The organism is Vibrio sp. STUT-A11 (assembly GCF_026000435.1).
GTDB lineage: Bacteria > Pseudomonadota > Gammaproteobacteria > Enterobacterales > Vibrionaceae > Vibrio.
Genome location: NZ_AP026763.1, coordinates 810,863 through 832,811 on the forward strand (window position 1 = coordinate 810,863; position 21,949 = coordinate 832,811).

A 21,949-nucleotide genomic window follows, 5' to 3' on the forward strand; every position below is an offset into this window, starting at 1 on the left:
TCTAGGTGGTTAAGCAATAACGATGTAAAGCGCCCAAATGACGTAAAATATCACCCATGGCAGGCTGGCGATAACCAAAGCCTGTCCACGTTCAAACTCAGTCCAGGTCAAGACAACACCGTAACCTAAAACGATGTACCATGGCAGCAATAACGGCAGTGAACTTGCAAAGTGAGACCATTCGTTGGTGAGTGGTAGCTTCAGTAAGCCATTGAGGCTGTTGAGATCTGCAGCGTATGTCATCACTTCACCATGGTTGAGTATTAAGCTTGCGTAGCTTGCAACATCACCAAGCACGGCTGGGAACAGAACCGCACACGAAGCGGCGAACCACTTCCAATAGCCGTACTGTTGTTTACTGGCTTTGGTTGCAAGAAAGAACCAAAACGCCAGCAGAAGCAGTGTCGCAAAGCGGTTGATGACATCATTAATGATTGCACTCGCCATTAACGTGTTTGGCTCCAACAAATCGATCTGTTGAGGATTGATTTGTTGTAATTGTGGTGTCAGCTGTTCACTGAGCCAAGCAAAATCCACGTTAGAGAAATACGCGCCCCAAAACAAGAACGGGCTGACTATCAATAGGATAAATGGTTGCCATCCCCAGCCACCACGCTGATATAACGCCAAAAAGCATGAGGTTGGTGAACGAAATATATCCAACAACATTACAAGCGGATTGCTTGATGGGATCATACACTTACCTTAGTGACGTCAACGTACAGCTTAAGTTTTTGACCGGGTTGTAGGTACTTCTTCTTTTGAAGAGAATTCCATTTCACAATGTCAGCGCTCTTCACTTTGAACTTACTCGCGATGCCGCTGATAGTGTCTCCAGAACGTACATTGTAGAACACAGTACGAATGACAGAGTCACCAGCTGCTTTTTTCCAAATGACGATCTTTTGACCTTTTCTCAATGTGTCTTTTGGTCCCATGCCGTTCCATTTAGCAAGAGATTTGTACGACACGTTATTGTCACGGGCAATTGACCATAAGCTCTCACCTGACTGCACAATATGTGTCAGCTTAAGCTGGCCGCGTGCGGTAGATTGTGTCTTATTTAAGCGGTTGCTCGACGATAATGCGTATTTCGAGTCATCTTTAGTTGATGTCGGGATCAGCAGATGTTGACCAATACGAATATTGTCATTCGACAAGCCATTAGCTCGGCGAATCACCTTCGTCGTTGTGCCATATTTCCGAGCCAATACACCGAGTGAGTCGCCCGATTTTACTTTGTAGCGAGCCACTTTGACGCCTTTACCGCGGTTATCTGCTACCTGAGCAAGGAACGCATCCTTCTTTTCTACAGGAATCAGCAATTTGTGTGGACCGTTTGGTGACGTAGACCATTGGTTGTAAGCCGGGTTGTAGCTTTGTAGCTCTTTGACACCAATGCCTGCATAATCAGCTGCAATTGCAAGATCGAGTTGCTCTTTAGGGTCAACAAGCGCTAATACCGGTTTATTCGGGATAGCAGGAATGTTAAGACCATATTTATCCTGATTCGCAACCACATCAGCAAGTGCTAACAGTTTAGGCAAATAGCTGCTGGTTTCTTTAGGCAAATCCAAAGAGAAAAAGTCAATTGGCTTACCGAGTTTCTTGTTTTTGCGAATCGCTCTGGATACACGACCACCACCGCTGTTGTAGGCCGCAATAGCATGTTCCCAGCTACCATCAAATTGTTTGTTAAGCTGCACAAGGTAATCTAGTGCCGCTTCAGTAGAGGCTGCCACGTCGCGACGCCCGTCATACCAGTAATTTTGTTCAAGGCCCATCATTTTTCCGGTACCTGGAACAAACTGCCAAAGACCTGCTGCACTGCCATGTGAGTAGGCAAAGGCATCAAACGAGCTTTCAACTACTGGCAACAAAGCCAGTTCCATTGGTAAGTCTCGTTTTTCAATTTGCTCAGCGATCATGTACAGAAACGGTTCTGCACGTTGTGACACTGTTTTAAGATGGTTTGGGTGTTTTAGATACCAGGTACGGTAGTAATCCACCTTTTTATTGTGTGGGATGTCCATTTCAAGTTGCATAGCAATACGTTGCCATACATCTTCTTGTTCCTGAGGAGAAAGCACTTTCGGCATTTCTTTGACAGTCTTTGTCAAAGATTGCTTACTTTTTGCTTGTTCCTTAGCTGCTTTTTGTTTAGCAGCTAGCTCTGACTTGTTGGTCTCTGGTGTTGACGTTGTTGAATCTGGAGAAGTCATCTGACAACCAGAAAGCAATAACGCCAAAGCCAAACTGTACTTCAAACGCATGGATTCAGCCTATTTAGGGCCTTTTTATCTTCTCCAGCCTGTCGCGTAGCAAGCGCTACGTGGCAATCGCAAGATAATAGACATATTTCTTTAAACACTAATAAAAGAGGTTAAACCTCTAAATATGCAATGGGTGGACATAAAAATAGATTTATATTCTTCCCAAAACGCAGAGAAGCGCCGGAAGCGCTTCTCTGAAAAACAATCCATGATGATACTGGGGTCTTGTAAACTTACAAGTAAAAATTGGTTAAAATTCGTTCTTCCACACTCTTAATGCCGTAAAAACTGAGCATGGATCGTTATCTTTTATGCGACTCGTCACAGACTTAACGACTTCTGGGTGGTCGGTACGCAAAAATGGATTGATCAATTTCTCTTGACCTAACGTGGTTGGAAGGGTAGGGATATTTAACGCACGTAGTCTATTTACATCATCACGGTACTGACGAAGCTTCTCGTTGTCTGGTTCGACAGCAAGGGCAAATGCTACGTTACTAGCGGTGTACTCGTGTGCGCAATAGACTTGGGTTTCATCCGGCAATGCTGCGATTTTGCTCAAGGAGTCAAACATTTGTTCTGCTGAGCCTTCAAATATGCGACCGCATCCTGCAGAAAATAGCACATCACCGCAAAACAATTTGCTATCACCAAGGTAGCCAATATGGCCCAGCGTATGACCTGGCAATCCCATCACCATGAAGAGTTCACCGAACAGCTCTAATTTGTCACCTTCTTCCATTGGAGCGGTTAGGGTTGGGATTGGCTCCGCTTTTGGGCCGACAACGGCAACATTAGGAAATGCGCGAACTAAATCTGGAACGCCACCAATGTGATCATTGTGGTGGTGTGTAATCATGATCGCTTCTAAAGTTAACTCGTTAGCTTGTAAATATTCTAATACAGGCTTTGCATCACCCGGATCAACAACGGCACAGCGTTTATCGTTATTTTGAATTAGCCAGATGTAATTATCATTAAATGCGGGTATGCTTTTGATCTCTAACACGATTCGTTCTCCGTCACCCATTATAGTCAGGTGGTTAATGAAACCAGCACTCAGCAACAAAACTATACCACACCCGTCTACTTGGTCTGATCTGAATAATGGACCTTGGGTGCTTGAGTCAATCCAAACTCGGTTTGATGAGTGGTGTCCGAAACTCTTCGGTTACCACATGCTCAAACTGGGCGGGTTGAGCTGTGAGCTAACCAGCAGTAATTGTAACATTCAACACCAAGTCAACGTAGATATCCAGAACCCGTTGCATAATGTCGTTGCGGATGGTTACGAATTGCCCTTTTTGGAAAAAAGCTTTGATGTGGCAATTCTGGCTCATCAGTTAGACTACGCCAGTGATCCTCACCGTCTGCTCAGGGAAGTGGACAGAGTGATGATGGATGACGGTTACCTGATCATTACTGGCTTCAACCCATTTAGTTTTACTGGCTTAGCGAGTCTGTTCCCATGGCGAAAAAACAACCTGCCATGGAGTGGTCGAATGTTCTCGTCTAGCCGTGTTCAGGACTGGCTTGGACTGCTTAACTATCAGGTGATTCATCGTGAACGCTATGCGCTTTTCCCAATGACACGCTACCGCACGATGTGGACCTGGCTTGAAAATAGTTTAGGGGAGTGGGCATCGCCAGCGGGCAGCCTGTATTACATCGTTGCCCGTAAACGAACCTACCCTCTCAAGCCAATCAAGCCGCACTGGCGTTTAAAGAAAAGACTCACACCACTTGGGGTAATGAACCGAGAGGGTGCCGGAGTGAAAAAAATATCAAGCGACAAGCGCTAGGAAGCCTGGTAGCCGGTATCCTCTTCAGTGGGTTTTTCAGCCGCTGTTCGGGCTAATTCGTCACAGATTTCGTTTTCTCTGTGGCCCGCATGACCTTTGACCCAATGCCATTCGACTTGGTGGCGGGCGGTTTCTTTATCCAGAGCCTGCCATAAATCGGCATTCTTTACCGGTTTTTTATCCGCGGTTTTCCAACCCCGTTTTTTCCAGTTATGAATCCACTGGGTAATGCCTTGTCGAACATATTGGCTATCGGTTGTTAATGTCACTTTGCAAGGCTCTTTCAGTGTTTGCAAGGCAATCACTGCAGCGAGCATTTCCATACGGTTATTGGTCGTTAGGGAATAACCTTTGGAGAGTGTTTTTTCCACATCTCTGTAGCGTAAAACGATGCCGTAACCACCGGGTCCTGGGTTACCTAAACAAGATCCGTCAGTGAAAATCTCAACGTGTTTGGTCATATTTTTGGTACTATTAGCCGAAACATTTATTAAAGCATAGTCTGACATATATAAGCTTATGAATACCAGCAGCAATTCTGAATATAGTCGCATTGTAGTTCTCGATACCGAAACCACGGGTATGAACCGAGAAGGCGGCCCTCACTACATGGGACACCGCATTATTGAAATCGGTGCTGTAGAAATCATAAACCGCAAGTTGACTGGCCGTCACTTCCACGTTTATTTAAAACCTGATCGCGAAATTCAGTCAGAAGCGGTTGAGGTTCACGGTATTACCGATGAATTCTTAGTCGATAAACCAGAATATTCCAGTGTGCATCAAGAGTTTGTCGATTTTATCAAAGGGGCTGAGCTGGTTGCCCACAACGCGCCCTTCGATACTGGATTTATGGATTATGAGTTTGAAATGCTCGATCCAACTATCGGTAAAACAGAAGATTTCTGTAAGGTGACCGATACTCTTGCCATGGCGAAGAAAATCTTCCCGGGTAAGAGAAATAACCTCGATATCTTATGTGAACGTTACGGTATTGATAACTCGCACCGTACACTCCACGGCGCTTTGCTCGATGCGGAGATTCTGGCTGACGTTTTCCTCCTGATGACTGGTGGTCAAACAAACCTTGAATTTAATGCCAACAAGCAAGAGGGGGGCGTAGAAAGTGTTCGCCGGGTTGAAGGAAGAAAAGCGCTAAAGGTTTTGCGCGCCAGTGCCGATGAATTAGATGCGCACCAGAAAAGATTAGAGCTGGTGAAAGACTGTATTTGGCATCAGTAGGAGAAACTATGTTGAGGGCTTTGTCGGTTGCTATTCTGGCGATCTGGAGTTGTCTTGCGAGTGCTGCGAGCGAATCTAGCATGTCTCTGCTAGATAATCGCTTTCGTGTTGATCCGAGCATCGAGCAAATCACTTTTCTGGTCCATCGCGAGCAAAGCTCTCAGCCTGTGGTGTTAGTTCGCCCTGACGGTAAAAAATACTATGCCTGGGGTTCCTACGACAATATTCGTTGGTATCAGGAACCTGCACTCGATATTGTCTCTATCGATCAGCCGATGCCGGGCCCATGGCAAGCGGTGGGGAAAGTCACGCCTAAGAACAACATTCGTTTAATTTCTCATTTGAAGTTAAGCACTGACGCTTTTCCGAATCATTTGTATTACGGCGAAGCGCTCAAATTTACCGCCCGACTCACTTCAGATGATAAACCGCTTGTTTTAAGAGACTTTCGCGATCGTGTTAACCTCCAGGTTACCTTTACTAAGTTTATTGAAAACGAAGATGAACTGATTAACGAGGGGCGACCAGTTCCATTAGTGATTGGTGATTTCCAGGATGATGGTAGAGATTTGGATGAGCAAGCTGGAGACGGTGTATTTACTGTTCAGTTACCGATCGAAGTTCAACCGGGAAAATATCGTGCACGTATTGTCTCGGGGAATGGCGTCTTCTTGCGTGCTGAAGAGCAGGTAGTACTGGTATATCCGAATCCTATTTCGCGTACTTTTATTCAATCACGTGAACAAAACCAGCCACATCAGCTGGTGGTCAGCGGCGAGCAGGGCATGATTGCCCCAGGTTCCTTGGCAGTGAGTGTTGAACAAAATGCGCCAGATGGTTTTAAAAGTTTTAGCCAGAGTCAAGTTTCTCAAGATGGCCTGAAAGCGACATTGAATCTGAATAACGACACTGGTTTAGGTAAATACTCATGGCAGGGCAGTATCTTTGCGACTGATTTTGCCACCAAACGTCCCCTGGTTTTTCCAATTCAGGAGCAGACATTCAGTGTGGTTGATGACGTAGATTTGCAGGCGGCGCGGAAAGTTAAACAAGCCGAACTTGCCGAGCAGCACAGAATCGAGATGGAAAAGCACATCCTTGTTGAACGAGAAGCAGAACGTAAGCGCAGCATGATTATTATTGCTGTCGGTAACGTGGTAGTGTTACTCATCGGACTCTTATTTTGGCTGATATGGCGCAAGCTAAAAGCAAAAAGGCAAGCGATACCGGAAATGCAGCTGCAAATGCCGAAGAACTAGAAATAAGAAAGGGTGACTGTCGCGAAAAGGCGCTTATCCGGTCATTCCGGCGAGCCATAGCGAGACTAGGAATCTAATATCAGCGTGCTGAGAAGATATAAGAATATCTTTGACAACCAAATGCTCGGATAGAAGACCCTGAATCACGCTCCTTCGTCGCTGTTCTGGGTGACGCTAGACTTGGATATGCTAATTACTGTTCAGCGAATGGCATTAAGCCAATTAGTTCCGGTTTAACAGCAATATTGACTATTAAGCCACATCGGGAATCGGTCTTGGCGTTGGCTCCAAATCGGGTTCTTTTTGTACGGTTGGAACTTGCCCTTCGCCAACAGCACTGATGTAGCATCCACTGAGTTTGATGGCGAGATACATATCGGCACGCAGTAAGATCCCGCCATCGCTGGTGCTAATACCCGTTAGATCACACCATTGCCGTAAGCGGCGTTTTCGGCCAGAAAGAATTAATCGTATTCCTCGTTTCTTAAGCATTTCATGCAGATCCGACAGGGTTGCCATCACGCTTAAATCAAGGTGAGTAAAGCTGGATACGGCGTCTACCACGACACAACTGACGTCTTTGGTATGTTCAGCTTGTTCCAATACTCGGCGTTTAAAGTAAGGGGCGTTAAAATACGTCAGTGGCGAGTTAAACCGGTAAATCACCATACCCGGTATTGGGGTGGCTTTGCCTGAGTTATCGAGCGTTCGTATTGTGCCTTTCTCATCCAAACCAAGGATTTGATCGCTTGGGCGCATAACGATCCGCAAAAATTGAAACAGTCCCAAAAGTACCGCTAAGGTAATTCCCGGAATCACGCCAATTACTAACACGGATACGAAGGTGATACCTGCAAGGTTGAAGGCATCTTTATCGCGTTGGCGTAATTTCCATATCGCTTTGAGGTCGAGCAGCGACAATGAAGCGATGATCAATACCACGCCAAGTGAAGCAATAGGGATAAACTGTAGCGGCTCATAAATAAAGACCGCGATGACAGCAATAGTGAGGGCCGCAATAATAGAGACTAGCTGTGATTTTCCGCCGTTCGCATCATTAACCGCTGTACGAGAATCTGCACCACTGATAGCAAAACCCTGTGAAAAAGCCGAAGCGATATTGGCAAAGCCTAACGCTCTGAATTCTTTGTTTGCATCAATGTCGTAGCCATTCTTAGCTGCGAAGCTGCGTGCGGTGAGCATCATGCTAACAAAGCTGACAATAGCAAGGTTCAACGCTGGAACCACCAGTTCACGAACCTCTCCCAGTTCAAACGTTGGGGCTTGAATTTGAGGGAATCCGCCTTGGGTAATACCCACAACCGAAACGCCCATCTCTTGTAAGTGGAGCAGCCAAACGGAGGTCGTCGTGACGAGTATGGCGAGCATCGCTGCTGGCCAAGCAGGACGAAAGCGTTTGGTCACCAGATAAACCAGTACAGTGGCAATACTTAACGTGACGGTAGGCCAGTGAACTTCGGTTAGGCGTTGAGGCGCTTCCCATAAGCGTTCCAATAGGTAACGTTGCTCGTATCTCCAGCCAACGACTTTGGCAAACTGGCTGACAATAATAGTAAGTGCAACGCCGTTAAGTAAGCCGAGAAGAATTGGTCGGGAGAGAAAGTCCGCAAAAATGCCTAAATTAAAGCGGCTCGCCACGACACACCAAATGCCAGTCATTGCTGTCATGGTCATCACTAATTGCCAATGCTTGGTAGGGTCGCCAGCCGCAAGCGGAGTGACAACGGCGGCAATCACCGCACAAGTTGCCGCATCGGGGCCAACAATGAGTTGTCGTGATGTGCCCATTAAGGCATAAACCAGCATCGGGAGCACACATGAGTAGAGGCCGACAATGGCAGAAACGCCGGTTAATTGCGCGTACGCGATGGCAACAGGCAAGGCAACGGCTACGACAGAAAAAGCGGCCCGAAAATCATTAGTGAACCATTCGCGCTGATAATGCTTAAGCTGAACGAGACCAGGGAACCACTGCGAGAATAATTTTTTGGCCACAGATGCACCCCTAAAAATGGTTTATTTACAGTAAAGTATACATCGTTCTGTTATTTCGTCCGTGAGCCATTTATCACTCAAAAGCGTATGAGCTGTATATCACTATCAATCTAGGAACCGTACAAACAAAAAAACGAGAGCCATTTGGCTCCCGGTTTTCTTATTAACCACGGCTTTATTTTCTTAGGCGACACTGTCCATCTGGACGCAACTCGGCTTTGCTGCCAGTTGTTCTGGCTCAAAGTCATCAACGTTGATGGTATCTAAACGGTGCTGCTCTGCTTCTCTGAGAAGTTCCGCTTCTTCCTCAGTGATAATGCCTTGAACTAGTCCTTCCTCAGCAAGGATATCCAGACACAAGAACGGACGACGTTTACCTTGCGCTTTGCATACTTTGTCGAACACCGGTTCCGCTTGCAGAATCACAGACAGTGCCAGTTCAATTTTACCTGCAGGGTTGTGCTCTGTTGGCTCCAGGTACTGTCCGCGACCAATGCGGGAACGTGTTGCACTTGGTGTTTGCAGAATACGCGCGACTTTACTGTCAAGTTTGTCGTTTGGCGCTTTACGTACACGACCAAACGGCATGATCATCACGCGAAGTGCACGACCAATAACTTTGTTCGGGAAGTTAGTCAAAAACTCATCAACGGCGATTTCTGCTTGCTTCAAGCTATCTTGCAGAGCCCAATGAACCAGAGGTAAATCTTCTACCTGGCGGCCGTCTTGTTCAAAACGTTTTAGCGCCGCTGAACTTAAGTAAAGTTGACTTAGAATGTCACCAAGCCGAGCCGATAGTCGCTCTTTACGTTTCAGTGAGCCGCCAAGCACTGCCATCGAAATATCAGACAGAAGCGCTAGGTTAGCACTGTAACGGTTAAGTTGTTGGTAGTAACGTTTGGTCGCATCTTTAGTTGGTGCAGATGAACCAAGGCCATCGCTCAAACCAAACCAGATGCTGCGTACCAAATTACTCATGGTGAAGCTCACATGACCTGCGAGTGCTTTATCAAACTTCTCAACAGCGTCACTTGCGTCAGAGTGCGCCGCGTTCATTTCTTGCAGAACGTATGGATGGCAACGAATCGCGCCCTGACCGAAGATGATCATCGAACGGGTCAGAATGTTCGCGCCTTCTACAGTCACTGCAATTGGTGAGCCTTGGTAGCCACGAGCGAGGAAGTTCGATGGACCAATACAGATGCCTTTACCACCTACAATGTCCATGGCATCAATGATGCTCTGTTGACCACGGTGGGTACAGTGGTACTTCACGATTGCAGAAATCACAGACGGTTTCTCACCAAGGTCGATACCAGCCACGGTTAAGTTGCTCGCAGCGTCCATCACATAAGCATTACCGCCAATGCGTGCCAAAGGCTCTTCAATGCCTTCCATGTGCCCGATAGGCTGTTTGAACTGACGACGAATACGAGAGTATGCACCGGTTGCCAGAGCTGCCGTTTTAATACCACCGGTTGAGTTTGAAGGAAGCGTGATACCACGACCAACCGATAGACACTCAACCAGCATTCGCCATCCTTGGCCTGCCATTTTCTCACCACCGATAATGAAATCGATAGGAACGAAGATATCTTTGCCGCGTGTTGGGCCATTCTGGAAAGGGACGTTGAGAGGGAAGTGGCGATTGCCGATTTCAACGCCTTTTACATTGGTTGGGATCAGCGCACAGGTGATACCGAGATCTTCTTTGTCACCAAGTAAGCCTTCAGGGTCACGCAGTTTAAAGGCAAGACCAAGCACGGTTGCCACAGGAGCCAGCGTGATGTAACGCTTGTTCCATGTCAGGCGCATGCCGAGTACTTCTTTACCTTCCCATTGACCTTTACACACCACGCCATAATCAGGGATAGAGCCCGCATCGGAACCTGCTTCTGGGCTGGTTAAAGCAAAGCATGGGATCTCTTTACCTTCGGCCAGACGTGGGAGGTAGTAATCCTTTTGCTCTTCTGTACCGTAGTGCTGAAGCAGTTCACCAGGACCTAAAGAGTTAGGTACGCCAACAGTAGAAGAGAGAACGCCAGAAACCCCCGTCAGTTTTTGCAATACCAGTGATTGCGCGTAAGCAGAAAACTCCAGACCACCGTATTTCTTCTTGATGATCATGGCGAAGAATTTGTTGTCTTTCAGGTATTGCCAGACTTCAGGAGATAAGTCGGCCAGTTCATGGGTCACCTGAAAGTCGTTAACCATGGCACAGACTTCATTAACTGGGCCATCAAGGAATGCCTGTTCTTCCGTACTCAGCTTAGGTGCTTTAATAGCATGCAGCTTTTGCCACTCAGGTTTACCCTTAAAGAGCTCAGCTTCCCACCAGACCGTACCTGCATCTAAGGCTTCTTTCTCAGTTTGAGACATGGCCGGAAGGACTTTTTTGAAGGCAGCTAACGCCTTACCACTGAACAGAGATTGACGAATACTAGATACGGCAAATATAGCGATGGCAAGGATGTAAACCGCCCAGCCCCAAAAGCCTGCAGAACCAGCGATAGTCAGCACTAACATGGTAGCAGTTAGAAAGCTGACAGATTTTACGAGTGGCATTCGATGATAGAGCGTAAAGCCTAAGACGATTGTCATCGCAATGATTGAAAGCAAGATGTCCATATGTATTTTCCTTTTCAGACTTTGTAAGTGTTGTATGTCTGTCTTCTGATAAGAGGTCTAACCAGTCCTGAAATTGTAATCAATATATTAATAAAATGTAAAACATAAGGTTGGGTAAAAAGTGATCTAAGTAGAGTAAAAATTCTAAAAATGAGATTTTGATGCTGATTTATTAAGCAGGTTGCGATGTTTATTCCTGCTGGTTGTCCAAATCTGTTGGTTCACTATCGACACTAATTCTCGTTTATGGGTAAACTCTCTGTAACGAAATGTCTGATGCCCGCTTGGCATTAGAACCATTTGCCAAGGTAATGTGAAAGCATACTGAGGGCCGAGATAATAAAGAGAACGTCTTATGTACCAAGATCTGATTAAAAGTGAATTGAACGAAGCTGCTGAAGTGCTCAACAAATTTTTAAGCGATGACCACAATATCGCTCAAATCGAAGCGGCTGCGAAAATGATTGCGGATTCTTTTAAGCAAGAGGGCAAGGTGCTTTCATGCGGTAACGGTGGTTCACACTGTGATGCAATGCATTTCGCTGAAGAATTGACGGGTCGTTACCGTGATAATCGACCGGGTTATGCAGGCATTGCAATTTCTGACCCAAGCCACCTTTCTTGTGTGAGTAACGATTTTGGTTACGATTTTGTTTTCTCTCGTTATGTTGAAGCAGTAGGCCGTAAAGGCGATGTACTGTTTGGTTTATCGACATCGGGTAACTCAGGTAACATTCTTAAAGCCATTGAAGCCGCGAAAGCAAAAGGCATTAAGACCATTGCACTGACAGGTAAAGACGGTGGTAAAATTGCAGGTCTGGCAGACGTTGAGATTCGTGTGCCTCATTTTGGCTACGCTGATCGTATCCAGGAAGTCCATATTAAAATTATTCACATTGTTATTCAGTTGATCGAAAAAGAGATGGAATAATTAAGGCGGCCGTTCCGGTTTTAAGGTTGGCATTTTAGGTAAGGAGTTCTTTAAACCATGTGTGAATTGCTCGGCATGAGCGCCAATGTTCCAACGGATATTTGTTTCAGTTTTACCGGCCTGATGCAGCGCGGAGGTCGAACTGGTCCGCACCGTGATGGTTGGGGAATCACTTTCTATGAAGGTAAAGGATTTCGGACGTTTAAAGATCCGAAGCCAAGCTGCGATTCAAAAATAGCAGAACTGGTTCAGAACTACCCGATCAAAAGCCGCGCTGTTGTCAGCCATATTCGACAGGCTAATCGTGGCGGGGTCAATTTAGAAAATACGCACCCATTTACACGTGAGTTGTGGGGTAAGTACTGGACATTTGCTCACAATGGTCAGCTAACAGGCTACCAGGACCTGCATACGGGGCGACACCGCCCGGTAGGTCAAACGGATAGTGAACTGGCGTTTTGTTGGTTATTGAAACAGATGGAAGATAGATACCCAGAGCCTCCGGAGGATATGGCATCGGTTTTTGTCTACGTCGCAAAATGTTGTGATCAACTGAAAGAAAAGGGCGTATTTAACATGCTGCTGAGTGACGGTGAGTTTGTCATGACGTATTGCACCAATCACCTGTATTGGATTACGCGACGAGCGCCTTTTGGTAAAGCGGCACTACTGGATGAAGATGTTGAAATTAACTTCCAGGAAGAAACAACACCAAATGACGTTGTTTCTGTTATTGCGACTCAACCGCTTACCGGTAATGAGGCATGGCAGAGAATGAAGCCAGGTGAGTATGGTCTGTTTCATTTAGGTGAGTTGGTTGATGATAATGCAGCAGCGCTGAAAGACGTTGCATTCGCGCCAAAGAAAGTCGCCAGCCAGGCACCGACGGAACCTCTTGAGTAACTAACACTTTCCAGCAATTAAAAAGGCAGCCAGTGTGATAAGGCTGCCTTTTTGATTTGGTTTTGAGTTTACCCGAAGAGTGCTACTCTTCCTCAGCGGCAGCATAGCCGTGAGCGCCAAGCTCTTTGCCGTCTAACCACGCTTTGCCGTCTTGCATCTTTAATCTGTCTTCAACAAGCCATTTGGTGACAATCGGGTAGATTTTGTGCTCTTGGGTTTGAACACGAGCGGCAAGGGTGCTCGCATCATCATCTTCAAATACCGGTACTTTTGCTTGCAGAACAACCGGACCACCGTCTAGCTCTTCTGTTACGAAGTGCACACTGGTGCCGTGCTCTTTATCTTGAGCGTCAATCGCACGTTGGTGAGTGTGTAAGCCTGGGTACTTTGGCAGTAGCGAAGGGTGAATGTTGATCATCTTACCCATGTAATGTTGAACAAATTCGCTGCTGAGGATACGCATGTAACCAGCCAATACCACTGCATCTGGTTGATATTGGTCGATTTGATTCATCAATTCTGCATCAAATGCGTCACGTGACTCAAATGCCTTTGGGTCGATAAAATGGCCTGCAACATTAAATTGTTTCGCGCGCTCTAATCCGTAAGCGTCCGCTTTATTTGAGAAAACGGCAGCGACTTGTGCGTCAGGCATATTCGCTTCACACGCTTCCAGTATCGCTTGTAGGTTACTGCCACTACCAGAAATGAGGACCACTATATTTTTCATGATGTTGAGACTGCCTTACTACTGTAGGTTTTTAAATTATACCAATGTCAGCAAGAATGATTCTCTTATTGCTAGCTTGGTATCACCTACTATTTAAATGGTTTTCGAGTTCCAGATAGCAAAATGAGGACATAGCGTCCTCATTCTTTTTACTTTTTGAGCAAGAATCGCAAGTTAGTTAATTTCAACTTGTTCTTCATTTGCTTCTGCTTGAGCGATTTCACCAATCACCCATGCGTTTTCGCCTTCTTGTTGCAGAAGTGCAACCGCTGCTTCCGCTTGATCTTTAGGCAGGGCAACGATTAGACCAACACCACAGTTGAATGTACGGTACATTTCGTGTGTTTCTACGTTACCTTTCTCTTGTAGCCATTGGAAAATCACTGGCCATTCCCAGCTGTTACCGTCGATCACTGCTTTAGTGCCTTCAGGAAGAACGCGCGGGATGTTTTCCCAGAAACCACCACCAGTGATGTGAGAAATAGCATGAATGTCGTGCTTCTCAATCATTTTAAGTGCTGATTTGATGTAAATCTTAGTTGGTTCCAGAAGGTGCTCACCGATAGTACGACCTTCTAGCATTTCGTTTTTGTCTGCGCCAGATACTTCAAGGATCTTACGAACCAGAGAGTAACCGTTTGAGTGGGGGCCGCTTGAGCCTACTGCGATAAGAGCATCACCCGCCGCTACTTTTGTACCGTCGATCACTTCTTCTTTTTCTACAACGCCTACACAGAAGCCAGCTACGTCGTAGTCTTCACCTTCGTACATGCCTGGCATTTCAGCAGTTTCGCCACCGATTAGGGCACAACCCGCTTGCAAACAGCCATCTGCGATTCCAGAAACAACGTCTGCTGCGGTATCGACATCTAGCTTGCCTGTTGCGTAGTAATCAAGGAAGAACAATGGTTCAGCGCCTTGTACGATCAGGTCGTTTACACACATTGCAACCAGGTCAACACCGATAGTGTCGTGCTTGTTCATATCCAGTGCCAGGCGAAGTTTTGTACCTACGCCGTCAGTACCAGAAACCAATACAGGTTGTTTGTATTTTGTCGGCAATTCGCATAAAGCGCCAAAACCACCGATACCACCCATCACTTCAGGGCGACGAGTACGTTTTACCGCACCTTTAATACGATCTACAAGCGCGTTGCCTGCATCAATATCAACACCAGCGTCTTTATAGCTAAGAGAAGAGTTATTACCACTCACAGGGAAGTCCTCGGTATTTAAGTTGGATATGAAAACGGCGCTATTCTACCAGTGCTTAAATACAGATAGCAAACGTTTGCGCGAGTTTTTTTCTTCAGTGATATATCCTGCTTTCCCCGTGGAAATCATGTATAATCTGAAGGTTTGTTTAAATATTGCCTATTATAGCCGGAGATGGACATGAAAGTTGTTGAAGTAAAACACCCTCTAGTAAAACATAAAATTGGTCTAATGAGAGAAGGTGACATCAGCACAAAACGTTTTCGTGAGTTAGCGACTGAAGTCGGTAGCCTACTTACTTACGAAGCGACAGCAGACTTTGAAACAGAGAAAGTTACTATCGATGGTTGGAATGGTCCAGTAGAAGTTGACCAGATTAAAGGTAAGAAAGTAACCGTTGTGCCAATCCTGCGTGCTGGTCTGGGCATGATGGATGGTGTTCTTGAGCATATGCCAAGTGCACGTATCAGTGTGGTAGGTATCTACCGTGATGAAGAAACGCTTGAGCCAGTACCATACTTTAACAAGCTTGCTTCTAACATTGATGAGCGTATCGCACTGGTTGTTGACCCAATGCTAGCAACTGGCGGTTCTATGATCGCGACTATTGACCTTCTGAAAGAGAAAGGTTGTAACCAGATTAAAGTACTTGTTCTGGTAGCAGCGCCTGAAGGTATCGAAGCGCTAGAAAAAGCACACCCAGATGTTGAGCTATACACTGCGGCGATCGACGAGAAACTAAACGACAAAGGTTACATCGTTCCTGGTCTAGGTGATGCGGGTGACAAGATTTTCGGTACTAAATAAGCGTAAAACAAAACGCAGATTCAGTTCTGAACAAAAAACAAAGGCTTGGTTATTACCAAGCCTTTTTTGTACGTGTCGAATTGAACTTACGATTTAGTTCGCTTTGTCTTCTTCGATCTGAGCGTTATCAACTACATGGTTTTCACCCAAGTCATGAGGAAGAACCAGGTTAAGAATGATTGCCACGATACCGCACAAGCTAACGCCTTGTAGGCTGAATTCACCAATGCCGAAAGCCATGCCACCAATACCAAATACTAGCGTAACAGCAACGATAACCAGGTTACGAGATTTGTGTAGATCAACGTGGTTTTTGATCAGCGTGTTCAGGCCCACGGTAGCAATAGAACCAAACAGTAGGATCATGATGCCACCCATTACCGGTACAGGGATGGTTTGCAGGATAGCGCCTAACTTTCCAACTAAAGCCAGAACAATTGCAGTCACGGCTGCCCATGTCATGATTTTTGGGTTGAATGCCTTGGTTAGCATGACTGCGCCAGTGACTTCACTGTAGGTTGTATTTGGTGGCGCGCCGACCATAGCAGCAGCCATAGTTGCTACCCCGTCACCCGCGATTGTGCGGTGCAGACCAGGTTTTTTAAGGTAATCTTTGCCTGTCACATTTGAAATAGCCAGCATATCACCAACGTGTTCCACTGCGGGTGCGATAGCCACTGGGATCATAAATAGGATGGCATTGATGTTGAATTCAGGCGTAGTGAAGTTTGGCATCGCCAGCCAAGCTGCTTGAGCAACAGGGGTAAAATCAACCACTCCGTAGGCAAGAGAGACAGAGTAACCCGCTAAGATACCACCAACAATTGGTACTAGCTTCAAGAAGCCTTTCGCAAACACGCTCAGTGCAATAGTTGTTAATAGTGAAACGGCAGAGATCATGACCGCTGCATCACCATTGACCAATTGAGCAGCACCGTCACCTGTTTTACCAATCGCCATATTCACAGCGGTTGGAGCCAAGCCCAGGCCGATAACCATAATCACTGGGCCAACAACCACTGGTGGCAGAATCTTATGAATAAAGCCTACGCCACGAACTTTAATCGCCGCGCCCAGGGCAATATAAACCATACCTGCTGCCATTAAGCCACCCATAGTTGCACCGATACCCCATGTTTGGATACCGAACATAATAGGAGCAATAAACGCAAAAGAAGAAGCAAGGAAAATTGGGACAGAACGTTTAGTGATTAATTGGAAGAGGAGGGTACCAACACCAGCGCCGAAGAGTGCTACGTTTGGATCAAGGCCAGTCAGAAGAGGCACGAGTACCAAAGCACCAAAAGCGACAAAGAGCATCTGAGCGCCTTGTAACGCATTTTTCATAATCATTTCCTATTTAAAGATATGCAGACAAATCCGGCGAATAGTACCACTCAGCAAACGTTTGCGACAATGGTCAGATCAAACTTTTCGATGATTTTAAGTGGATAAAATAGGCCTTTAGAGCGATTTTCTTACAAAAGTGCCTGTTTTGTGGACCAAAGTTCATGTTTTGTTAGATGAGGCGCAAAGTAAAGGATGTAATAACGTGTCGCGCATAGCGCAAGGTGTCATGTTGGAAACGGGTATTTTCCTTTATCTCGAGCTCTGGGGAATTCACTTTTTGGATACGCAGATGGATTGATAACAAAAAAGGCCCACTTGTTTATCCGTTCTAAACACTGTGCCGCAAATGACGTAAGTTGGTCAAATTCCAAGCTATTTACCCATGAGTTGCCTTGCTCAAGGTTTGATAGTTGCTTATTATGCTTTCTCTTATTTAAAGGAAAATGAAAACTATGCGCTATTTAGCTCTTATACTGATAGGTTGGTTGTCCCTGCCCGTGTATGCACTTACGCAGGTAGATATCTATCGTGCTGAAGTGGTTATCGACAGCGAGCAAAACAACGGTGAGTCTTTGGCTCGTGAACAAGGTATGAAAGAGGTGATTGTTCGAGCGACTGGTTCTCAAGCTTCTTTAAGCAATCCGGTTATTCAAAAGGCATTGAGCTCAAGTTCTCGCTACATTTCTCAACTCGGTTACGGGCAGGTTGAAGGCAAACCAAGTTTGAAAATGCGCTTCAGTAGTAGTCAGATTCATTCTCTTCTGACTCAGGCGCAGTTGCCATCTTGGTCGGCTCACCGTGCCAATATTCTCGTCTGGGCGATTGAAGAGCATGCTTATGAGCGTACCATTGCCTGGGAGCACTCAGACTCGCCGAAGGTTTCTGCATTGCACGCCGCAGCCGAAGCTCGAGGGTTACCGATTACTTTTCCAGTCGGTGACTTTGATGATGTGACCGGTGTTAGTGTTTCAGACCTATGGGGTGGTTTTGCTGATCCGATAGCAAAGGCTAGCCAACGTTACCCGGCAGATGCCGTGCTGGTGGTAAAAGCTCAGGGCGATCAAGTTCGCTGGACGTTATATGACCAATCACCATCGGCTATTCTTGTCTCTCAACGTTCTCCTCGTAGTGGGGCTGCATCTGGATCGAATGCGATGAATGAAATGGTTGATGGGATTACCGATTATTACGCAGGTAAGAGCGCCGTGATTGTGTCTGGTGAAGCTTCTGATGGGATCACGATGAAAGTGGTCAACATTTATTCCGCGAAAGACTTTTTCCGTTTAGAAAGCGCGTTAAACAAGCTTAACTCTGTTGCTGGAACTGAAGTCAAGCGTGTTCAAGGTAACGAGCTAACTCTTAAACTTCATTTATTGGCTTCTAAAGAAACGTTTGAAAAAGAAGCGTCATCGATCTCGCAACTGGGTGAGTACCAAGAGCCAATAAAGCCAGTGGAAGAAGTTGCGCCTTTACAACCAGCTCAAGATTCAGTGCAAACAGAATTGGTCACGCAAGAAGCGCAATTGGGGTCAGATGTTGTGACCGCTGACGCCTCAGTTGAAGAAGTAAAACAATCAGAGCCTGTTGTAATTAAGCCGGTGCAAGAGCAGTATGACGTAATTTATGAATGGACCTCTAGTCAACGTTCATAGAATGCTAACATTTTGAAAGTAATAAAAAAGAGTCACAAATCGCGACTCTTTTTAGTTTCATCGTTGGCCTTATTTGTTGAACTTCGCTTTTTCCTCTTTCTCTACTTGGGATAAGCGTTTGAGTTTGAGGCCCAACTCTTTGCCTCTTGCTCTCGCAAATAGAATGTTGCCAAAAAAGCCTAGCGTCGTTAGCAAAAGCTCGACCGCTGCGAGCCAACGTTCTCCGCCATCGACATATAAAATGGTTAACGCGTGCAAAAAGTACAGCATTAACACAAAGTTTGCCCAAGCGTGAGTATAGGGTTTGCCCGCCAATATACCCGGCAACGGAAGCAATAATGGAATACACCATGCAATCGCAAGCGTTGTGCTACTCAAGTGAGGGTGAGGAGACAGCGCGAGTTGCCAAATTGCTACCCAAGCCAGTAAAGCCAAGTTGCCAAACAAAGCTAAATAACGATAGCTTTTCGTTTGTGCACTGAGTGCAGGTTGGTCAAAAGATTCAGACATCGATTTACTATCCTTGAATTTACTCGCTAGCTTTCAGCTTGAGTGCTGCTGTTGCTAGTCGTTTACCCAACTTCTGTGCCAGGCGGGCTTCGTCATTGGTGAGCGTTGGCTTTTTGCCGACACTGCTCGCGCCATATGGCGTACCACCCGACTGAGTTAAGTGCAGCTCTGGTTCTGCATAAGGAATTCCCAATAACATCATCCCGTGATGCAACAATGGCGTCATCATGCTTTGTAGTGTGGTTTCCTGACCACCATGCATCGAAGAGGATGAGGTAAATACACACGCTGGTTTATCGATTAAGTCTCCACTTACCCACAAAGGTGTGGTTTGATCCCAGAAGTGCTTTAAAGGCGCTGCCATGTTGCCAAACCAGACGGGACTACCAAATGCAAGACCATCGCATTTTTTCAGCTCTTCTAGAGTAACAATTGGATCGGAAGGGGGATGTGAGTGAGGTGACAATTCTTCAACTGTACGCAAAATTGCTTCGCATTGAGGAGTCGATTCAACTCCTCTTGCTATCTGTCTTGCCAGTTGTTTTGTTGCGCCGTGACGGCTGAAGTACAAAATAAGGATCTGGCAATCCATTTATAGAATATCCAACACTTGCTCTGGAGGGCGACCGATCTTCGCTTTGCCGTTTGCGACAACAACAGGGCGCTCAAACAGTTTTGGATTTTGTGCCATGGCTTCGAACAGTTGTTCATCACTGACTGACGCATCACCTAAGCTCAGTTCTTTGTAGTCGGCTTCTTTGGTACGCATCATGTCGCGAACAGCAGAGAACCCTAGTTGAGTATAGAGTGCTTTTAGTTCTTCCACGCTAAGTGGGTTATCCAAATATTTTACGACTTCTGGTGTAACACCATTTTTTTCCAGCAGCTCGAGAGTTTGACGGCTCTTTGAGCAACGAGGGTTGTGATAAATCACGACTGACATGGTTTTCTCCATTTCGTTATTGTAATGCCATGAATCGATCTCTTTGGATCATGAGTTGGTCAATACGAGCATCGTATCGTGCTTGCTCTAAACTGCCCAACTTAGCCATTTTACTTGCTTCACTATAATATTGAATCGCTTTATTCCAATTCGCGCGTAATGCCAAGATTTCGGCGCGCGCAGCCAACTCTTCATCGTTACGTCCCAACTCGTGATAAGTCTTCGACAATAGCTGCCAACCATTGGTATCTTCAGGGTTGTCATGGGTGTATCGTTGCAAAATACGCACTGCTTGATCATATATATTGGCTTCTAGCAGGGCATTCGCATAGTTAATCGTCAGAACTTTATTCTGTGGATTACGCGTCAATGCTTTACTCAGCATTTCCACCGCTTTATCTGGCTGTTTTTGCCCAATATACAGATCGGTCATCGCATCAAGATAAAACGGATTTCCTGGGTCTTGTGTCAGCAGTTTGTTCAGTATTGGCTCTGCTTGTGAGAACCGCTTACTGTCCAAGTGAACCAGAGCACGACCATAATCAAACGCTGGCATGATATCGGCGGTGGCTTTCTTCTGTGTTTGTTCAAACCAACCTAATGCCGCTTGTCCGTCAATACCTGCGAAACGGGCAACAATACGTGCACGTGCGAGATGGTAATCAATGGAAGGAAGTATACGTAGAGGTGGGTAAGCCTGCGCCCTCTGCCGACTGTCCGTGATCCTGTCTTCAGGGAGCGGGTGAGTAAGCAGCATCGGAGGCGGCTTACTCGCGTAACGATACTCATCTGCTAGTCGACCAAAGAAGCGAGGCATAGCTTGTACATCAAACCCTGCTTTTGCCAGTGTTGAGATGCCAAAGCGGTCAGCTTCTTTCTCGTTAGCGCGCGTATAGTTTATCTGACTTTGCATATTACCAGCCGTTGCGGCAGTAATGGCGGCAATACCGGCTTCTGGTGCTGCAATAGAAAGTAGTAGAGCACCAGCTAATGCAGCCAATGATGCTGGTGAGCGTCTTGCTTGCTCTTCCATGCTACGTGCAAGGTGACGTTGCGTAACGTGTGCGATTTCGTGAGCAACCACTGAGGCGAGTTCACTCTCAGATTGAGCGTGTAGAAACAAACCTGAGTGCAAAGCGACATAGCCACCAAAAAACGCAAAAGCGTTGATGTTGCGGTCACGTATCATGAAAAAATGGAACGGTGTTTTTACATCATTTGCATTGGCCACCAAACGGTGACCGAGAGAATCAATATACTCATTAATCACAGGATCGTTGACCAGTGGCTTGCTCGCTCTGAGCATGCGCATGTAGGCATCACCATAAATCAACTCTTGGTCTATCGATAGAGTGCTCCCAGCGGCGGTTCCAATATCTGGTAAGTCGATACTATTGGCGTAGGTTGTTGGCGAACTAATTGCAGTAGCAATACATAAGCAAACTAGCGATCGAGTGCGTTTTAACATACGTTTTAAAGGTTCTCCCAAATACCTGAGTATGTGGCAGGAGGTCGCGTACCTCACAACGTCACCACTATACTTTACGGCCATCCTGTTATTAGTATGCCCAAATAACCTCGAGAAACTCGCGTTATTATGCTCCTTGAAATCATTTGGGTATATGCTAGCAATAAGACCAAGAATAAACGAATTGGTTTCGTAAATTGTGTATATCTGAGTGATTTCA

Annotated in this window: 20 protein-coding genes; 7 read left to right on the forward strand and 13 right to left on the reverse strand. The window is 46.0% G+C overall.

The window, feature by feature from the left end; all coding sequences use genetic code 11:
• Window positions 1–9 precede the first annotated feature (9 nt).
• The 3 genes from OO774_RS03805 to gloB all read right to left on the reverse strand — a co-directional run bounded on the left by OO774_RS03805 (window position 10) and on the right by gloB (window position 3,282).
• Window positions 10–696 (reverse strand): YIP1 family protein, encoded by a 687-nt coding sequence (locus OO774_RS03805; RefSeq protein WP_264904854.1) that lies wholly within the window; start codon window positions 694–696, stop codon window positions 10–12.
• Entirely contained in the window at window positions 693–2,273 is a 1,581-nt protein-coding gene (locus OO774_RS03810) for a LysM peptidoglycan-binding domain-containing protein (RefSeq protein WP_264904856.1), read from the reverse strand. The genes OO774_RS03805 and OO774_RS03810 overlap by 4 nt, the downstream gene beginning before the upstream one ends.
• A gap of 250 nt (window positions 2,274–2,523) precedes the next feature.
• Entirely contained in the window at window positions 2,524–3,282 is a 759-nt protein-coding gene (gene gloB / locus OO774_RS03815; RefSeq protein ID WP_264904858.1) for a hydroxyacylglutathione hydrolase, read from the reverse strand.
• Window positions 3,283–3,319: 37 nt separating this feature from the next.
• Between gloB and OO774_RS03820 the strand changes: the two genes are divergently transcribed.
• Window positions 3,320–4,075 (forward strand): class I SAM-dependent methyltransferase, encoded by a 756-nt coding sequence (locus OO774_RS03820; RefSeq protein ID WP_264904859.1) that lies wholly within the window; start codon window positions 3,320–3,322, stop codon window positions 4,073–4,075.
• Here the strand turns inward: OO774_RS03820 and rnhA are convergent.
• Window positions 4,072–4,536 carry a ribonuclease HI gene (gene rnhA, locus OO774_RS03825; RefSeq protein WP_264904860.1) on the reverse strand — a complete coding sequence of 155 codons (465 nt, stop codon included), beginning with the start codon at window positions 4,534–4,536 and terminating at the stop codon, window positions 4,072–4,074. The genes OO774_RS03820 and rnhA overlap by 4 nt on opposite strands.
• 58 nt (window positions 4,537–4,594) lie before the next feature.
• On the opposite strand from rnhA, the gene dnaQ reads away from it, so the two are divergent.
• Entirely contained in the window at window positions 4,595–5,317 is a 723-nt protein-coding gene (gene dnaQ / locus OO774_RS03830; RefSeq protein ID WP_264904861.1) for a DNA polymerase III subunit epsilon, read from the forward strand.
• Between the two features lie 8 nt (window positions 5,318–5,325).
• Entirely contained in the window at window positions 5,326–6,576 is a 1,251-nt protein-coding gene (locus OO774_RS03835) for a TIGR03503 family protein (protein WP_264904863.1), read from the forward strand.
• Between the two features lie 252 nt (window positions 6,577–6,828).
• Here the strand turns inward: OO774_RS03835 and OO774_RS03840 are convergent, their stop codons facing one another.
• On the reverse strand, window positions 6,829–8,592 hold the full coding sequence (locus OO774_RS03840) for a SulP family inorganic anion transporter (RefSeq protein WP_264904864.1): 1,764 nt from the start codon (window positions 8,590–8,592) through the stop codon (window positions 6,829–6,831).
• Between the two features lie 183 nt (window positions 8,593–8,775).
• Entirely contained in the window at window positions 8,776–11,220 is a 2,445-nt protein-coding gene (gene fadE, locus OO774_RS03845) for an acyl-CoA dehydrogenase FadE (protein WP_264904865.1), read from the reverse strand.
• 355 nt (window positions 11,221–11,575) lie between these two features.
• On the opposite strand from fadE, the gene lpcA reads away from it, so the two are divergent.
• Both lpcA and OO774_RS03855 read left to right on the forward strand, forming a co-directional pair.
• Entirely contained in the window at window positions 11,576–12,151 is a 576-nt protein-coding gene (gene lpcA / locus OO774_RS03850; RefSeq protein ID WP_264904867.1) for a D-sedoheptulose 7-phosphate isomerase, read from the forward strand.
• A gap of 57 nt (window positions 12,152–12,208) precedes the next feature.
• Window positions 12,209–13,054 carry a class II glutamine amidotransferase gene (locus OO774_RS03855; RefSeq protein ID WP_264904869.1) on the forward strand — a complete coding sequence of 282 codons (846 nt, stop codon included), beginning with the start codon at window positions 12,209–12,211 and terminating at the stop codon, window positions 13,052–13,054.
• Between the two features lie 82 nt (window positions 13,055–13,136).
• Here OO774_RS03855 and purN read toward each other — a convergent pair whose 3' ends face one another.
• Together purN and purM are read right to left on the reverse strand one after the other, a co-directional pair.
• On the reverse strand, window positions 13,137–13,784 hold the full coding sequence (purN, locus tag OO774_RS03860) for a phosphoribosylglycinamide formyltransferase (protein WP_264904871.1): 648 nt from the start codon (window positions 13,782–13,784) through the stop codon (window positions 13,137–13,139).
• A gap of 174 nt (window positions 13,785–13,958) precedes the next feature.
• Entirely contained in the window at window positions 13,959–14,999 is a 1,041-nt protein-coding gene (gene purM, locus OO774_RS03865) for a phosphoribosylformylglycinamidine cyclo-ligase (RefSeq protein ID WP_264904873.1), read from the reverse strand.
• A gap of 180 nt (window positions 15,000–15,179) precedes the next feature.
• On the opposite strand from purM, the gene upp reads away from it, so the two are divergent.
• Complete coding sequence (gene upp, locus OO774_RS03870) at window positions 15,180–15,806, forward strand: uracil phosphoribosyltransferase (RefSeq protein ID WP_264904875.1); 627 nt, start codon at window positions 15,180–15,182, stop codon at window positions 15,804–15,806.
• A 93-nt stretch (window positions 15,807–15,899) separates the two neighbouring features.
• Here the strand turns inward: upp and OO774_RS03875 are convergent, their stop codons facing one another.
• Window positions 15,900–17,153 (reverse strand): uracil-xanthine permease family protein, encoded by a 1,254-nt coding sequence (locus OO774_RS03875; protein WP_264904877.1) that lies wholly within the window; start codon window positions 17,151–17,153, stop codon window positions 15,900–15,902.
• Between the two features lie 455 nt (window positions 17,154–17,608).
• On the opposite strand from OO774_RS03875, the gene OO774_RS03880 reads away from it, so the two are divergent.
• Complete coding sequence (locus OO774_RS03880; RefSeq protein WP_264904878.1) at window positions 17,609–18,808, forward strand: DUF2066 domain-containing protein; 1,200 nt, start codon at window positions 17,609–17,611, stop codon at window positions 18,806–18,808.
• 69 nt (window positions 18,809–18,877) lie between these two features.
• Here OO774_RS03880 and OO774_RS03885 read toward each other — a convergent pair whose 3' ends face one another.
• Genes OO774_RS03885 through OO774_RS03900 form a run of 4 tightly spaced genes read right to left on the reverse strand, consistent with a single transcriptional unit; the run spans window position 18,878 to window position 21,729 of the window.
• Complete coding sequence (locus OO774_RS03885; protein ID WP_014232728.1) at window positions 18,878–19,318, reverse strand: DUF2069 domain-containing protein; 441 nt, start codon at window positions 19,316–19,318, stop codon at window positions 18,878–18,880.
• 19 nt (window positions 19,319–19,337) lie between these two features.
• Window positions 19,338–19,910 carry an NAD(P)H:quinone oxidoreductase gene (gene wrbA, locus OO774_RS03890; RefSeq protein WP_264904880.1) on the reverse strand — a complete coding sequence of 191 codons (573 nt, stop codon included), beginning with the start codon at window positions 19,908–19,910 and terminating at the stop codon, window positions 19,338–19,340.
• Complete coding sequence (gene arsC, locus OO774_RS03895) at window positions 19,911–20,261, reverse strand: arsenate reductase (glutaredoxin) (protein ID WP_264904882.1); 351 nt, start codon at window positions 20,259–20,261, stop codon at window positions 19,911–19,913.
• A gap of 16 nt (window positions 20,262–20,277) precedes the next feature.
• Window positions 20,278–21,729, reverse strand: a complete 1,452-nt coding sequence (locus OO774_RS03900; protein WP_264904884.1) for a M48 family metallopeptidase — start codon at window positions 21,727–21,729, stop codon at window positions 20,278–20,280.
• Window positions 21,730–21,949: the final 220 nt, after the last annotated feature.

Bases quoted from the DNA above. Each gene is read 5' to 3' on its own strand.
- upp (WP_264904875.1), top strand. From the start codon at position 15,180: ATGAAAGTTGTTGAAGTAAAACACCCTCTAGTAAAACATAAAATTGGT.
- OO774_RS03805 (WP_264904854.1), bottom strand. From the start codon at position 696: ATGATCCCATCAAGCAATCCGCTTGTAATGTTGTTGGATATATTTCGT.
- rnhA (WP_264904860.1), bottom strand. From the start codon at position 4,536: ATGACCAAACACGTTGAGATTTTCACTGACGGATCTTGTTTAGGTAAC.
- fadE (WP_264904865.1), bottom strand. From the start codon at position 11,220: ATGGACATCTTGCTTTCAATCATTGCGATGACAATCGTCTTAGGCTTT.
- OO774_RS03855 (WP_264904869.1), top strand. From the start codon at position 12,209: ATGTGTGAATTGCTCGGCATGAGCGCCAATGTTCCAACGGATATTTGT.
- OO774_RS03835 (WP_264904863.1), top strand. From the start codon at position 5,326: ATGTTGAGGGCTTTGTCGGTTGCTATTCTGGCGATCTGGAGTTGTCTT.
- lpcA (WP_264904867.1), top strand. From the start codon at position 11,576: ATGTACCAAGATCTGATTAAAAGTGAATTGAACGAAGCTGCTGAAGTG.
- OO774_RS03885 (WP_014232728.1), bottom strand. From the start codon at position 19,318: ATGTCTGAATCTTTTGACCAACCTGCACTCAGTGCACAAACGAAAAGC.
- OO774_RS03875 (WP_264904877.1), bottom strand. From the start codon at position 17,153: ATGAAAAATGCGTTACAAGGCGCTCAGATGCTCTTTGTCGCTTTTGGT.
- OO774_RS03880 (WP_264904878.1), top strand. From the start codon at position 17,609: ATGCGCTATTTAGCTCTTATACTGATAGGTTGGTTGTCCCTGCCCGTG.
- OO774_RS03900 (WP_264904884.1), bottom strand. From the start codon at position 21,729: ATGTTAAAACGCACTCGATCGCTAGTTTGCTTATGTATTGCTACTGCA.
- OO774_RS03820 (WP_264904859.1), top strand. From the start codon at position 3,320: ATGAAACCAGCACTCAGCAACAAAACTATACCACACCCGTCTACTTGG.
- OO774_RS03810 (WP_264904856.1), bottom strand. From the start codon at position 2,273: ATGCGTTTGAAGTACAGTTTGGCTTTGGCGTTATTGCTTTCTGGTTGT.
- arsC (WP_264904882.1), bottom strand. From the start codon at position 20,261: ATGTCAGTCGTGATTTATCACAACCCTCGTTGCTCAAAGAGCCGTCAA.
- wrbA (WP_264904880.1), bottom strand. From the start codon at position 19,910: ATGGATTGCCAGATCCTTATTTTGTACTTCAGCCGTCACGGCGCAACA.
- dnaQ (WP_264904861.1), top strand. From the start codon at position 4,595: ATGAATACCAGCAGCAATTCTGAATATAGTCGCATTGTAGTTCTCGAT.
- purN (WP_264904871.1), bottom strand. From the start codon at position 13,784: ATGAAAAATATAGTGGTCCTCATTTCTGGTAGTGGCAGTAACCTACAA.